Below are 14,109 nucleotides of genomic sequence, written 5' to 3'. Positions count from 1 at the left end.
AAGACGTCATAGAGGCACTTCTCCATGTAAATAAGGAGGACCATTTATGGAGGATGCAGTTAACGAGTACCTATTATCATTTATTGATCCGAAAGATAAATTAATTCTTGAAATGGAAGAATATGCAACAGAAAATCATGTGCCGATTATGGATCGACTTGGAATGGAATTTATGCTGCAATTTTTACGTTTAATTGGACCGAAAAGCATTTTAGAACTTGGAACAGCAATCGGTTATTCTAGTATTCGTATGATGCAAGCTATTCCAAATTCACGTATTGTGACAGTTGAGCGCAATCGTGAGCGATATGAAAAAGCACTTGAATATATAGAACGTTCCCCAGTAACAGATCGTATTTCAGTTATTTACGGTGATGCGTTAGAGACAGGTGAACAAGTAAAAGAACACGGGACATTTGACGTTATTTTTATTGATGCAGCAAAAGGACAGTATCGTCGCTTTTTTGACTTATATGAACCGTTATTAAATCCTGGTGGCGTAATTATTTCAGATAATGTTATGTACCATGGTCTTGTAACGACAAAAGAGAAAATTGAAAACAGACGTACACGTGGTTTAATCCGTCGTATTAAGACGTACAATGAGTGGCTTATGAACCATGAAGGATACGATACAACGATTTTCCCAATTGGTGATGGAGTAGCTGTTAGTAAAAAGAGAGGGTGACCAAGGTATGAAGAAACCTGAATTGTTAGTAACGCCAAGAGCGGTGGCGGATATCGAACTTCTTGCGAAAGCAGGAGCAGATGCGGTAATGATCGGTGAGCAAAAGTTTGGTTTACGTTTAGCAGGGGAGTTTTCACGTGAAGATGTAAAACAAACTGTGAAGATTGCACATGAAAATGGTGTGAAAGTATACGTAGCCATGAACGCTATGTTCCACAACGATAAGGTAGAAGAATTAACAGATTACGTTTCATTTTTAAATGAAGTAAATGTAGATGCAATTGTTTTCGGAGATCCAGCAGTATTAATGGCTGTTCGCGAAGTAGCGCCAAATATGCAGTTGCACTGGAATACAGAAACGACAGCAACAAACTGGTTCACTTGTAATTACTGGGGACAAAGAGGAGCGAAGCGCGCTGTATTAGCTCGTGAGCTGAGCTTAGATGAAATTGTTGATTTAAAAGAAAATGCTGAAGTGGAACTAGAAGTACAAATTCACGGTATGACTTGTATGTTCCAATCGAAGCGTTCATTAGTAGGAAACTACTTTGAGTATCAAGGACGTAATCTTGACATTGAAAAGAAAAAATATGAAGAGAATATGTTCTTATATGATCCAGAGCGTAACAATAAATATCCGATTTATGAAGATGAAAATGGTACTCACATTATGAGTCCGAACGATATTTGTTTCATCGATGAATTAGAGGAACTAATCGAAGCTGAAGTTGATAGCTTAAAAATCGAAGGTGTACTAAAAAGCTCTGAATACATTATTGAAGTAACGAAGAAATATCGTCAAGCGATTGATTTATGCGTAGAAAATCGTGATGCATATCATGACGTGAAAGATGATTTATATAAAGAAATAGAAGAAATGCAACCAGTAAATCGTCCGTTAGATACAGGATTCTTCTTTAAAGAAACGGTTTACTAAACGAGGAGGGTGTAGGAAATGACTGTACAAGAAATTTCACGAGTGATCGATGGCAAACGTGTTATTGTGAAGAAACCTGAACTGTTAATCCCTGCGGGTAACTTAGAAAAATTAAAAGTAGCTATCCATTACGGGGCAGATGCTGTATATTTAGGTGGACAAGAATTTGGTCTTCGTTCGAATGCAGGTAATTTTACGCTAGAAGAAATGGCAGAAGGCGTTGAGTTTGCAAAGAAGTATGGAGCAAAAATATACGTAACAACAAATATCTTTGCACATAATGAAAATATGGACGGGCTAGAGGAATATTTAAAAGGGATTGAAAAAGCTGGCGTAACGGGAATTATCGTTGCTGATCCGCTTATCATTGAGACTTGTAAACGTGTAGCGCCTTCTGTTGAGGTGCATTTAAGCACACAGCAATCACTATCCAACTGGAAAGCAGCACAGTATTGGAAAGAAGAGGGTTTACATCGTCTTGTATTAGCTCGTGAAGCAAGCTATGAAGAAATGAAAGAAATTAAAGAAAAAGTGGATATTGAAATTGAAGCATTCGTCCATGGTGCAATGTGTATCGCATATTCAGGAAGATGTACATTAAGTAACCATATGACAGCGCGTGACTCTAATCGTGGCGGTTGTTGCCAATCTTGCCGCTGGGATTATGATTTAGTTCAAACAGTATCACAACATAAAGATGCAAAAGAGCTTCCTCTATTCCAAGAAGAAGATGCTCACTTTGCGATGAGTCCAAAAGATTTAAATTTAATTTTATCAATTCCGAAAATGATTGAAATTGGAATCGATAGCTTAAAGGTAGAAGGACGTATGAAATCAATCCATTACGTAGCGACTGTAGCAACTGTATATCGTAAAGTAATTGATGCTTATTGTGCGGATCCAGATAACTTTGAGTTTAAACAAGAATGGTTAGATGAGCTTGATAAATGTGCAAATCGTGATACAGCTCCTGCATTCTTTGAAGGGGTTCCAGGACATCAAGAGCAAATGTTTGGAAATCATAGTAAGAAAACAACGTATGATTTTGCTGGTTTAGTGTTAGATTATAATGAAGAAACGGGCATCGTAACGATTGAGCAACGTAATCATTTCAAACCAGGACATGAAGTGGAGTTCTTTGGACCAGAAATAGAAAACTTTACGCAAACGGTGGAGAAAATTTGGGATGAGGATGGAAACGAATTAGATGCAGCGAGACATCCGTTGCAAATCGTGAAATTCAAAGTGGATCAACGAGTGTATGTGAATAATATGATGCGCAAAAGCATACTTCAATAAGAAAGAGTGATAGTCGAATGGGGACGAATAAGCCTGTTGTAATTGGAATTGCTGGTGGTTCGGGATCAGGTAAAACGAGTGTAACGAAAGCGATTTTTGACCATTTTAAAGGTCATTCTATTTTAATCTTAGAGCAAGATTATTATTACAAAGATCAAAGCCATTTACCAATGGAAGAGCGTTTAAAAACAAATTATGATCATCCGCTTGCGTTTGATAATGATCTGTTAATTGAACATTTGCAGCAGTTGCTTGCATATGAGCAAATTGATAAGCCTGTATATGACTATACATTGCATACACGTTCAGAAGAAATTATTCCAGTTGAGCCGAAAGATGTAATTATTTTAGAAGGAATTCTTATTTTAGAAGACCCACGTCTTTGCGAGTTAATGGACATTAAATTATTCGTTGATACGGATGCTGACCTTCGTATTCTGCGCCGCATGCAGCGTGATATTAAAGAGCGCGGTCGTACGATGGATTCAGTTATTGATCAGTACGTAAGTGTTGTACGTCCAATGCACAATCAATTTATTGAGCCTTCTAAGAAATTTGCGGATATTATTATCCCTGAAGGTGGACAAAACCATGTTGCAATTGATATTATGGTGACAAAAATTGCAACAATTCTTGAACAAAAAGTAAATTTGTAATAGCATAGTAAAAGATATACGGTAGGAAGGGATTTTTTCCCTTCCCATCGAATACAATGAAACATGCAACCTCATCTATATATAGGTGAGGGCATATTTATATCAACTTTCCATACATATCTTCTTTATATAAAGAAGAATTGGAAATACGGGGTTGTATGTGACAACTCCGCTAGTGCAAGGGTACTAGAAACCTCCGCTAACAATGGAAGCGGAGGAGTTTTCATATGGAACTCCTCTTTTTTTCGGGGGATTGGTATATAAAAGGAGTGGAAAATATGTCAACAGAAAAAACATACCCTATGACGCAAGAGGGTAAGCAAAAACTAGAGAACGAACTTGAGCAATTAAAAACAGTAAGACGTAAAGAAGTAGTAGAACGTATTAAAATCGCACGTAGCTTCGGGGACCTTTCTGAGAACTCTGAGTACGATGCAGCAAAAGATGAGCAAGCGTTCGTAGAAGGACGTATTACACAATTAGAAAATATGATTCGTAACGCAGTTATCATTAAAGATAATGGCGAAGTATCTACTGTTGTTACATTAGGTAAAACAGTAACATTTAAAGAATTACCAAACGGAGATGAAGAAGCGTACACAATCGTAGGTAGCGCGGAAGCTGACCCATTTGAAGGAAGAATTTCTAACGATTCTCCAATCGCAAAAAGCTTATTAGGTAAGCAAATTGGTGAGAAAGTAACAATCCAAACACCAGGCGGAGAAATGCAAGTAGAGATTGTCTCTGTAAAATAATAAAAAAATCACTCGTGTAAAAACGAGTGATTTTTTTATTTGTATAAAAGATGAAACACTCCGTCCAAACTATAATAGACGAGGTGTTTTTTTATGAAAATAAAACGGAGAATTACAATTGTTTTAATTTGTTTTATGGGCATTATGTTTTTATTGCTTTGTCGTTTAATTCAAATCCAAATTATAGATACAGAATCATTTACTAATCGTAAAATAAATTTAATTGAAAAAAGTGTTACGCAACGTACGCAATCCATTGCAGTAGACGATGGACGTGGGCAGTTTATAGATCGTAATGGTAAAGAAATAGGTGAGGAAAAGTATCCTGTTTTAATTGTTTTTCCATTTTTACAAATAAAAAATGACATGTTAGAGAAAATCGCGCATATCATTGGTGTGTCGAGACAAGAGATCAGAAGACAAATGAAAAATAAAAAAAATGCATTTATACTGCAAGGGGAAACTGCTCCATTTCGAGTGACACGAGAGCAGATGGAGAAGGTGAATCAATTACATGTACTAGGTATTGTAGCAGCTGAAGTGCGATTAAAACAAACTGGGGAGATAAATCATTTAATTGGTGATGTGGGGGAGAACGAAAGAGAATTTCAAAAGCGATATGGAGAAGTGAAAAAAATTTCAAAACAAACGCCGATAGGTATTTCAGGGTTACAGCAATCATTTGATGAATTTTTATTGACTGATGGAGAGGCAAAAGTATTGTATCAAGTAGATCGGCAAGGAGAACCAATTTTCGGAAAGCAAGCGAAATATACTTCACCAGGAAATCCATTTTACCCAGTTAGGATTCAAACTACTTTACATAAAGGATTGCAGCAAAAAGCAGAAGAAGTGATTGAAGCAAATGAAATAAAGAAGGGGGGATTAGTATTACTTGATGTAAAGACAAATGAAATATTAGCGATGGTCAGTAAGCCGTCTTTACAAGTAAGAGATAAGAATTTATATAAGACTACACTTGAAAATCAAATGTTAACGCCACATTTTCCAGGCTCTGTTTTTAAAACAGTAGTTGCAGCTGCAGTCATTGATCAAAAAGTAAATTTGTTTAATCGGACATTTAATTGTAATAAAGATTTATATGGTGAAAACGACCCACAAGTTATGATGGGTACACTTAACTTCAAAGAGAGCTTTGCTAGGAGCTGTAACAGGGCATTTTCCGAGTTAGGTAACGAGCTATTACAAAAGGATAGGACGGTGCTAGAAACATATGTAGCAGCTTTAGGAGCACATGAAAAGGTTGGATGGAAAGGTTCTGTATTTCATACACCTCATTTTGAGCAAATGCCAGAAGAGAAAGGCACTACTATTTGGGGGAATGAAGAAAACAAAAATAGTAAAAAAGCGGCAGAGCAAACAGCGATTGGACAGAAAGATGTACGTATATCACCTCTAGCAATTGCAAATATGATGGCGACGATTGCGAGGAATGGAGAAAAAATGGAAGTGAAAGCTGTTGAAAAAATAGTATATAAAAATGGAGCGGATTTTTTTACATTTGAGAACCATACGTTACATGGAAAACAGCTTTCGTATGAAACAGTGAAAACATTACAAGAGTTATTAAGAGGCGTTGTAACAAGGGAGAAAGGAACAGGAACGGCATTCCGTTCGCTGCCGCTAAGTGTCGCTGGAAAATCCGGGACAGCGCAAACAGGGAAAGGGACGAGGGTGAATCGCTGGTTTGCAGGTTACTTTCCGTATGAGAATCCAAGATATGCTTTAGTTGTTGTTGATCTAGAGACTGATAACAAAGTGAATAAAGTCACACCTATTTTTAAAGATATGGTAAGAGAAATCTATCAATTGGAGAATGAAAAGTAATCTTGCAATTTATAGTGAATTGTTTTCATTTCATGAAAATATCATTGTAAATGTTCAACCTTTCTAGATTTAATGTTACAATAGCAATTAGGAAAAACTGCATGGAGGTTTGGAGAATGGCAGGAGGATCAAGATTCCAACAGAAACAACAAAAACGTCGTCAAAACGGTGTTTTAAATATTGCAATCGCTATTGTATTACTATTAGTAGCTATTGTAGCATATCAATTGTTCGTTCCTAGTACGAAAGAGCAAGCATCTTCTACTGATAAGAAAGTCTCTCAACAAACAACAAAGAATGAGAAAGCTGGAAAATCAGAAGATAAAGAATCTGCTAAGAAAAAAGAAAAAGAACAAGAGCAAGCAGAAGCTAAGCAAAAAGCTGAAGAAGAGAAGTTAAAGGCTGAGGAAGAAAAGAAAAAAGCTGAAGAAGAAGCGAAAGCTAACGAGAAAGTATCAGCTGAAAAAACTGTATCCAAGGCAAAAGAGGCTTACACAAAACCTTCTTGGAAAGCTGTAGGAACAGAACAAGGTTCATCACCAGCGATGACGTTTAAACAGGGGTCATCAGATTGGAATGAGATGCAAAATGCAATTGCTGCAGGTATTGAAGTACCGAAGGAGCAATTAGTATTCCATTTTGTTGGAAGAGACAAAACTGGAAAGAGCAAAGCTTATGGTGACGTTCAAGATAAGCAAAGTGGAAAAAGATATTACGTAAATATTGATTGGGTAGATAATGAGGGCTGGAAACCAGTACTTGTTCAAACTCTAAACTAAAAAAGAGAGGCTCCTTAGGAGCTTCTCTTTTTTAGTTAACGCAATTTCTTTAATTTAAAATGAACAACCGCGCTATAATACGGTCTTTTGCTTTCAGGATCCATAACCATTTGATGTGAGATGTGATGAACTTCAAGCATAAGTGCTTTATTATTATCGATTTGTTCACTAATTTTTCGTTCTAAAGAAGCTAAGTCTCCCGCTTCAAAAAATTCTACTTTATCTTCTAACATTTCAAAGGTAAATGACATGAAGACGGCCCCTCTCCTATGTAATCAACTATAGTGTAACAAAGAAAAGAAGGAAATACCATGTACATTTCAATTGACATTTTTAGAAAGAGGGAATATCATACTGATAAAACCGATAAGAAAAAGGGGAATTTTTATGGGCACAGAATTTAATGGTTTATTTGATGAGTGGGCTCATACGTACGACTCATTCGTACAAGGCGAAGATATACAATATAAAGAAGTTTTCGCCCATTATGAGAACATTCTAGAGGATGTAGTTAACAAGTCATTTGGTAATGTATTAGAATTTGGTGTCGGTACAGGTAATTTAACAAATAAATTATTACTTGCTGGCCGCACAGTTTACGGTATAGAACCGTCGCGTGAAATGCGTATGATTGCAAAAGAGAAATTGCCAAAAGAATTTTCGATTACAGAAGGTGATTTTCTTTCGTTTGAAGTCCCAAATTCAATTGATACCATTGTAAGCACCTATGCATTTCATCATTTAACAGATGATGAAAAAAATGTAGCGATTGCGAAGTATAGTCAATTGCTAAACAAAGGTGGTAAAATAGTGTTTGCTGATACGATATTTGCAGATCAAGATGCATATGATAAAACTGTTGAAACAGCAAAACAAAGAGGTTTCCATCAATTAGCAAACGATTTGCAAACGGAATACTATACACGTATTCCAGTTATGCAGACTATTTTTGAAAATAATGGCTTCCATGTAACGTTCACGAGATTAAATCATTTCGTTTGGGTAATGGAGGCAACTAAGCAATAGAAAGAGGGATTAGATTGAGAATTGCTGTAATTGGAGCAATGGAAGAAGAAGTACGTATTTTACGTGACAAATTAGAACAAGCAGAAACAGAAACGGTTGCAGGTTGTGAATTTACGAAAGGACTATTGGCAGGACATGAAGTAATCTTGTTAAAGTCTGGTATTGGTAAAGTAAACGCAGCGATGTCAACGACAATTTTATTAGAAAAATATAAGCCTGAAAAAGTAATTAATACTGGTTCAGCTGGTGGATTCCATCATTCTCTAAACGTTGGTGATGTAGTTATTTCGACTGAAGTTCGTCACCATGACGTAGATGTAACAGCATTTAACTATGAATATGGTCAAGTACCAGGAATGCCGCCTGGATTTAAAGCTGATGAGGCGTTAGTTGCATTAGCTGAGAAATGTATGCAAGCTGAAGAAAATATTCAAGTTGTAAAAGGTATGATTGCAACAGGCGATTCATTTATGAGTGATCCGAACCGCGTTGCAGCCATCCGTGATAAATTTGAAAATCTTTATGCGGTAGAAATGGAAGCAGCAGCTGTTGCACAAGTATGCCACCAATATGAAGTTCCGTTTGTTATCATTCGCGCACTTTCTGATATTGCTGGTAAAGAATCCAATGTTTCATTTGATCAGTTTTTAGATCAAGCAGCTCTTCATTCTACAAACTTTATCGTAAAAGTGTTAGAAGAGTTAAAGTAATGTAACAAAAAGGCAACTGTCTCATATAAAGAAAATACATACAGTTGCCTTTTCTTTATTGGCAAACAAGGGGGAGAACACGATGAATGTATATCGTGGAGTTCATGAGTTAATTGGTCATACACCAATTGTAGAAATTACTCGTTTTTCACTTCCGAAAGGGGTCCGCTTATTTGCAAAGCTTGAATTTTATAACCCAGGCGGAAGCGTTAAGGATCGTTTAGGAAGAGAATTAATCGAAGATGCGCTAGAAAAAGGGCTTGTTACCCAGGGTGGAACAATTATTGAACCGACTGCTGGGAATACTGGTATTGGACTGGCACTTGCAGCATTAGAACATGATTTACGTGTTATTGTTTGTGTACCAGAGAAATTTAGTATTGAAAAACAAGAATTAATGAAAGCACTAGGTGCAACGGTCGTGCATACACCGACTGAGCAAGGAATGACCGGTGCAATTGCAAAAGCAAAAGAATTAGTAAATGAAATACCGAATTCATACTCTCCAAGTCAATTTGCAAATGAGGCAAATCCTCGTGCATATTTTAAAACATTAGGTCCTGAACTGTGGGACGCATTGAATGGAGAGATTAACATATTTGTTGCTGGAGCAGGAACTGGCGGTACGTTTATGGGGACTGCATCTTATTTGAAAGAAAAAAATATAGATATTAAAACAGTTATCGTAGAGCCAGAAGGATCTATTTTAAATGGTGGTAAGGCTGGTTCACATGAGACCGAAGGAATTGGACTTGAATTTATCCCGCCATTTTTGAAGACATCTTATTTTGATGAAATTCATACGATTTCTGATCGAAATGCATTTTTACGAGTGAAAGAATTAGCGCAAAAAGAAGGACTTCTCGTTGGAAGCTCTTCAGGAGCAGCATTTCATGCGAGCTTACTTGAGGCAGAGAAGGCAGCGCCAGGTACAAATATTGTAACCATTTTTCCTGATAGCAGTGAGCGCTATTTAAGTAAAGACATATACAAAGGATGGGAATAAAAAATGAGAGCAAAGACAAAGTTAATTCATGGTATTCACATAGGAGAACCTTCGACTGGATCTGTAAACGTACCGATCTATCAAACAAGTACGTACAAACAAGAAGCAGTTGGTAAGCATCAAGGATATGAATATTCACGTACAGGTAACCCAACACGTGCAGCTTTAGAAGAAATGATTGCCGTATTAGAAAACGGTCATGCTGGATTTGCATTTGGTTCTGGAATGGCTGCTATTACAGCAACAATTATGTTGTTCTCAAAAGGTGACCACGTTATTTTAACAGATGATGTTTATGGCGGAACGTACCGCGTTATTACGAAAGTATTAAACCGCTTCGGTATTGAGCATACATTTGTAGATACAACAAACTTAGAGGAAGTTGTAGAAGCGATTCGTCCAAATACGAAAGCAATTTATGTGGAAACACCAACGAACCCACTACTAAAAATTACTGATATTAAGAAAATATCTACTCTTGCTAAAGAGAAAGATTTATTAACAATTATTGATAACACATTCATGACGCCATATTGGCAGTCGCCGATTTCTTTAGGAGCAGACATTGTACTTCATAGTGCAACGAAATATTTAGGAGGTCATAGTGACGTAGTTGCAGGTCTAGTAGTTGTAAATAGCCCACAACTAGCAGAAGACCTTCACTTTGTACAAAACTCAACAGGAGGTATTCTTGGACCACAAGATAGCTTCTTACTACTTCGCGGTTTAAAAACATTAGGAATTCGTATGGAAGAACATGAAACGAATTCACGCGCTATTGCTGAATTTTTAAATAATCATCCAAAAGTAAATAAAGTATATTACCCAGGTCTTGAATCACATCAAAACCACGAATTAGCAACAGAACAAGCAAATGGATTTGGTGCTATTATCTCGTTTGATGTAGATAGTGAGGAAACATTAAATAAAGTACTTGAGAAACTGCAATACTTTACACTTGCTGAAAGCCTAGGAGCAGTAGAAAGTTTAATTTCTATCCCATCTCAAATGACACATGCATCAATCCCAGCAGATCGCCGTAAAGAATTAGGAATTACAGATACATTAATTCGTATTTCTGTCGGTATTGAAGATGGTGAAGATTTAATTGAAGATTTAGCACAAGCGCTAGCATAATAAAAATGCACTGCTAATGTGGAGCAGTGCATTTTTATTATGTTAATTTGTGAAATATTTCACAAATTAGACATACACAAACGAAATGAATTCATGTATATTGAATTCATGAAATGTTATTCATAAATAAACTTGTGAAATATTTCACAAACAATGAGATTCATGTAGGACGGTAACTCTATTTTTTTTCGCTAATCGGGACTTATTATGACCTGTAAGGACTTATAAAGACCGTGATAACAGAATAGGAGGAAATTTACATGGTAGTCAAAGAGAAAGTTGTAAATGAAATGCAAGAGGTAAAAGAGATGATTGATACGTTAGTAAATAACGGTCAACAAGCTTTACAAGCATTAGAAAGTTTTACACAAGAGCAGATTGACAACATTGTTCATGAAATGGCACTAGCGGGTGTTGATCAACATATGCCGCTTGCAAAATTAGCTGTTGAAGAAACAGGCCGTGGTGTCTATGAAGACAAATGCATTAAAAATATTTTTGCCACTGAATATATTTGGCATAGTATAAAGCAAGATAAAACGGTAGGAATTATTCACGAAGACCCTCATGAAGAAATAATAGAAATTGCAGAACCTGTCGGTGTAGTAGCTGGGGTAACGCCAGTAACGAATCCAACGTCGACAACAATGTTTAAAGCGTTAATTGCGATAAAAACGAGAAATCCAATTATTTTCGCATTTCATCCTTCTGCACAAAATTGTTCTGTTGCAGCAGCGAAAACCGTATATGATGCAGCAATGAAAGCTGGTGCACCAAAACATTGTATTCAATGGATTGAGAGACCGTCTGTTGAAGCGACAAAACAATTAATGAACCATGATGGTGTGGCGCTCGTTCTAGCAACTGGAGGCGCTGGTATGGTGAAATCAGCTTACTCTACTGGAAAACCAGCGCTAGGCGTTGGTCCTGGTAATGTACCGTGTTATATAGAAAAATCAGCACATGTAAAACGAGCTGTGAATGATTTGATTTTATCGAAAACATTTGATAACGGTATGATTTGTGCATCAGAACAAGCAATCATTGTCGATAAAGAAATCTATGATGATGTTAAAACAGAAATGATCGAAAACAATTGTTACTTTGTAACAGAAGAAGAAAGAAAAAAATTAGAAAAGCTTGTTATAAATGAAAATACATGTGCAGTAAATAGTGATATTGTAGGGAAATCAGCACAGTATATTGCCGAATTAGTTGGGCTTACTGTTCCTGAATATACAAAAATGCTTGTAGCTGAAATTCAAGGTATCGGAGCAGCATATCCGTTATCTCGTGAGAAACTGAGCCCAGTATTAGCTTGTGTGAAGGCAAATTCATTAGAAGAAGGACTTACATATTGCGAAGACATGTTAGACCTCGGCGGTTTAGGACATTCAGCGGTTATTCATTCTACAAATAAAGAAGTGCAAAAGCAATTTGGATTACGTATGAAAGCTTGCCGTCTCATTGTAAATGCACCTTCATCACAAGGTGGAATAGGGGATATATATAACGGATTTATTCCGTCACTTACACTTGGTTGTGGTTCATACGGAAAGAATTCAGTTTCCAAAAATGTAACGGCGACTCATTTATTAAATATAAAAAGGCTGGCAGATAGAAAAAAGAATATGCAGTGGTTCAAATTGCCACCAAAGATTTATTTTGAAAAACATGCTACAGCGTATTTAGCAAATATGCCTAACATTTCACGCGCATTTATTGTAACGGATCCTGGAATGGTTGAACATGGCTATGTCGATACAGTCGCGCACTATTTACGCAAGCATGCAAATGATGTGAAAGTTGAAGTTTTCTATGAGGTCGAACCAGATCCATCAGATGAAACTGTCTTTAAAGGTGCGGAAATGATGAGAAGCTTTCAGCCAGATGTAATTATCGCACTTGGTGGTGGTTCAGCTATGGATGCAGCAAAAGGGATGTGGTTGTTCTATGAGTATCCAGAAACAACATTCTATGGCATTAAACAGAAGTTTTTAGATATAAGAAAACGCACATGTAAATACCCAGAATTAGGAAATAAGGCACAGTTTGTTGCGATTCCAACAACATCAGGAACAGGATCAGAAGTGACACCATTTGCGGTTATTACAGATAAGAAAAATAATATAAAGTATCCGCTCGCAGATTATGAATTAACACCAGATGTAGCAATTGTTGATCCACAATTTGTAATGACAGTACCACCACATGTAACAGCAGATACTGGTATGGATGTTTTAACACATGCAATTGAGGCGTATGTTTCTGTTGTGGCAAATGACTATACAGATGGATTAGCATTAAAAGCTATTGATCTCGTATTCAAATATTTACCAAGAGCATATAAAGATGGAAATGATGAAGAAGCACGAGAAAAAATGCATAACGCTTCTGCAATTGCAGGGATGGCATTTGCAAATGCTTTCCTCGGTATTAATCACAGCTTAGCACATAAGATTGGACCAGAATTCCATATTCCGCACGGACGCGCAAATGCCATTCTAATGCCGCACGTAGTCCGCTATAATGCTATTAAGCCAAGAAAACACGCATTGTTCCCAAAATATGAGCACTTTGTGGCAGATGAACGCTATGCACATATAGCGAGAATGCTCGGGCTTCCAGCAAGTTCGGTAGCAGAAGGGGTGGAATCACTCGTCCAAGCAATTATTGAGCTTGGAAAAAGCTTAAATATTAATATGAGTATTGCAGGACAAGGAGTAGATAAAGAGCAATTTGAAGAGGTTGTTGGAGTATTAGCAGAAAGAGCTTTTGAAGATCAATGTACAACTGCTAATCCAAAGTTACCGCTTATTTCAGAGCTGAAAGAAATTTATATGGAAGCATATAAATGTGAGTAATGGTTATGAAAGAGCCGCAGTAAAGCGGCTCTTTTTTTGTTGGAAAACATCTCCCTGAATGGCTGTATTTACTGGTCTTTCAGTTTCATAGAATATGATACAGTGAAATAGAGGAGTGAGAATATAATGAAAGAATTACAAGGAAAAATAGAAGATTATACTCGGTTCGGACAAATTCTTCTAGCTGTAAGTACATTGTTAATGGTTGGCTTTTTGATTCCGAATGGAGCAAAAGAGACAATCCAATTTTTTGTTATGATGGGGAGCATCGTTATATTTTTAAGTTTATCGTTCTTTTTCTTTCAGCGTGTGAAAGTGATGCGTGACCAGCTAGAGGAAAATGAATGTGAATAACATTATTAACTAGAGCGCGGCGAAAAGAAAGAATCTTTTTGTCGCGCTTT

Annotated in this window: 14 protein-coding genes; 13 read left to right on the top strand and 1 reads right to left on the bottom strand. The window is 36.7% G+C overall.

What is annotated here, in order from left to right:
- The first annotated feature begins 46 nt into the window (after nucleotides 1-46).
- From JFU02_RS13235 to JFU02_RS13205, 7 genes are all read left to right on the top strand, one after another.
- Nucleotides 47-688: an O-methyltransferase gene (locus tag JFU02_RS13235; RefSeq protein ID WP_000389102.1), complete on the top strand. Its 642-nt coding sequence runs from the start codon at nucleotides 47-49 to the stop codon at nucleotides 686-688.
- 7 nt (nucleotides 689-695) lie between these two features.
- The gene (locus JFU02_RS13230) at nucleotides 696-1,625 is read left to right on the top strand and encodes a peptidase U32 family protein (RefSeq protein ID WP_097888762.1); all 930 of its coding nucleotides are present in this window, start codon (nucleotides 696-698) and stop codon (nucleotides 1,623-1,625) included.
- Between the two features lie 18 nt (nucleotides 1,626-1,643).
- Nucleotides 1,644-2,924, top strand: a complete 1,281-nt coding sequence (locus JFU02_RS13225) for a peptidase U32 family protein (RefSeq protein ID WP_000217970.1) — start codon at nucleotides 1,644-1,646, stop codon at nucleotides 2,922-2,924.
- Nucleotides 2,925-2,941: 17 nt separating this feature from the next.
- Entirely contained in the window at nucleotides 2,942-3,580 is a 639-nt protein-coding gene (gene udk / locus JFU02_RS13220) for a uridine kinase (protein ID WP_000537079.1), read from the top strand.
- Between the two features lie 278 nt (nucleotides 3,581-3,858).
- Nucleotides 3,859-4,335 carry a transcription elongation factor GreA gene (gene greA, locus JFU02_RS13215; RefSeq protein ID WP_014894880.1) on the top strand — a complete coding sequence of 159 codons (477 nt, stop codon included), beginning with the start codon at nucleotides 3,859-3,861 and terminating at the stop codon, nucleotides 4,333-4,335.
- Between the two features lie 93 nt (nucleotides 4,336-4,428).
- A complete protein-coding gene (locus JFU02_RS13210) occupies nucleotides 4,429-6,183 on the top strand; it encodes a peptidoglycan D,D-transpeptidase FtsI family protein (protein ID WP_086407253.1) in 1,755 nt (584 codons plus the stop codon).
- 116 nt (nucleotides 6,184-6,299) lie between these two features.
- Nucleotides 6,300-6,962, top strand: a complete 663-nt coding sequence (locus JFU02_RS13205) for a YrrS family protein (protein ID WP_000897100.1) — start codon at nucleotides 6,300-6,302, stop codon at nucleotides 6,960-6,962.
- A 35-nt stretch (nucleotides 6,963-6,997) separates the two neighbouring features.
- On the opposite strand, the gene JFU02_RS13200 is transcribed toward JFU02_RS13205, so the two are convergent.
- Nucleotides 6,998-7,213, bottom strand: a complete 216-nt coding sequence (locus JFU02_RS13200) for a YrzA family protein (RefSeq protein WP_000010984.1) — start codon at nucleotides 7,211-7,213, stop codon at nucleotides 6,998-7,000.
- A gap of 136 nt (nucleotides 7,214-7,349) precedes the next feature.
- Here JFU02_RS13200 and JFU02_RS13195 point away from each other — a divergent pair, with 136 nt between their 5' ends.
- The 6 genes from JFU02_RS13195 to JFU02_RS13170 all read left to right on the top strand — a co-directional run bounded on the left by JFU02_RS13195 (nucleotide 7,350) and on the right by JFU02_RS13170 (nucleotide 14,059).
- Entirely contained in the window at nucleotides 7,350-7,988 is a 639-nt protein-coding gene (locus JFU02_RS13195) for a class I SAM-dependent DNA methyltransferase (protein WP_000536331.1), read from the top strand.
- A gap of 14 nt (nucleotides 7,989-8,002) precedes the next feature.
- Nucleotides 8,003-8,698: a 5'-methylthioadenosine/S-adenosylhomocysteine nucleosidase gene (gene mtnN, locus JFU02_RS13190; protein WP_001217025.1), complete on the top strand. Its 696-nt coding sequence runs from the start codon at nucleotides 8,003-8,005 to the stop codon at nucleotides 8,696-8,698.
- A gap of 82 nt (nucleotides 8,699-8,780) precedes the next feature.
- Nucleotides 8,781-9,704: an O-acetylserine dependent cystathionine beta-synthase gene (locus JFU02_RS13185; RefSeq protein ID WP_001103877.1), complete on the top strand. Its 924-nt coding sequence runs from the start codon at nucleotides 8,781-8,783 to the stop codon at nucleotides 9,702-9,704.
- Between the two features lie 3 nt (nucleotides 9,705-9,707).
- Nucleotides 9,708-10,841 (top strand): bifunctional cystathionine gamma-lyase/homocysteine desulfhydrase, encoded by a 1,134-nt coding sequence (locus JFU02_RS13180; RefSeq protein ID WP_097889065.1) that lies wholly within the window; start codon nucleotides 9,708-9,710, stop codon nucleotides 10,839-10,841.
- A gap of 260 nt (nucleotides 10,842-11,101) precedes the next feature.
- Entirely contained in the window at nucleotides 11,102-13,705 is a 2,604-nt protein-coding gene (gene adhE, locus JFU02_RS13175) for a bifunctional acetaldehyde-CoA/alcohol dehydrogenase (protein ID WP_086407252.1), read from the top strand.
- A gap of 126 nt (nucleotides 13,706-13,831) precedes the next feature.
- The gene (locus tag JFU02_RS13170) at nucleotides 13,832-14,059 is read left to right on the top strand and encodes a YrhC family protein (RefSeq protein ID WP_000661453.1); all 228 of its coding nucleotides are present in this window, start codon (nucleotides 13,832-13,834) and stop codon (nucleotides 14,057-14,059) included.
- Nucleotides 14,060-14,109: the final 50 nt, after the last annotated feature.

Source organism: Bacillus sp. TH13 (assembly GCF_016651175.1).
GTDB classification, from domain to species: domain Bacteria; phylum Bacillota; class Bacilli; order Bacillales; family Bacillaceae_G; genus Bacillus_A; species Bacillus_A thuringiensis_S.
Note: the sequence above shows the minus strand (reverse complement) of the source record. Positions and strands in the feature narration are given on the sequence as shown.

Coding starts and splice junctions, on each gene's coding strand:
- JFU02_RS13235 (WP_000389102.1), top strand. CDS start 47: ATGGAGGATGCAGTTAACGAGTACCTATTATCATTTATTGATCCGAAA.
- JFU02_RS13230 (WP_097888762.1), top strand. CDS start 696: ATGAAGAAACCTGAATTGTTAGTAACGCCAAGAGCGGTGGCGGATATC.
- JFU02_RS13225 (WP_000217970.1), top strand. CDS start 1,644: ATGACTGTACAAGAAATTTCACGAGTGATCGATGGCAAACGTGTTATT.
- udk (WP_000537079.1), top strand. CDS start 2,942: ATGGGGACGAATAAGCCTGTTGTAATTGGAATTGCTGGTGGTTCGGGA.
- greA (WP_014894880.1), top strand. CDS start 3,859: ATGTCAACAGAAAAAACATACCCTATGACGCAAGAGGGTAAGCAAAAA.
- JFU02_RS13210 (WP_086407253.1), top strand. CDS start 4,429: ATGAAAATAAAACGGAGAATTACAATTGTTTTAATTTGTTTTATGGGC.
- JFU02_RS13205 (WP_000897100.1), top strand. CDS start 6,300: ATGGCAGGAGGATCAAGATTCCAACAGAAACAACAAAAACGTCGTCAA.
- JFU02_RS13200 (WP_000010984.1), bottom strand. CDS start 7,213: ATGTCATTTACCTTTGAAATGTTAGAAGATAAAGTAGAATTTTTTGAA.
- JFU02_RS13195 (WP_000536331.1), top strand. CDS start 7,350: ATGGGCACAGAATTTAATGGTTTATTTGATGAGTGGGCTCATACGTAC.
- JFU02_RS13185 (WP_001103877.1), top strand. CDS start 8,781: ATGAATGTATATCGTGGAGTTCATGAGTTAATTGGTCATACACCAATT.
- JFU02_RS13180 (WP_097889065.1), top strand. CDS start 9,708: ATGAGAGCAAAGACAAAGTTAATTCATGGTATTCACATAGGAGAACCT.
- adhE (WP_086407252.1), top strand. CDS start 11,102: ATGGTAGTCAAAGAGAAAGTTGTAAATGAAATGCAAGAGGTAAAAGAG.
- JFU02_RS13170 (WP_000661453.1), top strand. CDS start 13,832: ATGAAAGAATTACAAGGAAAAATAGAAGATTATACTCGGTTCGGACAA.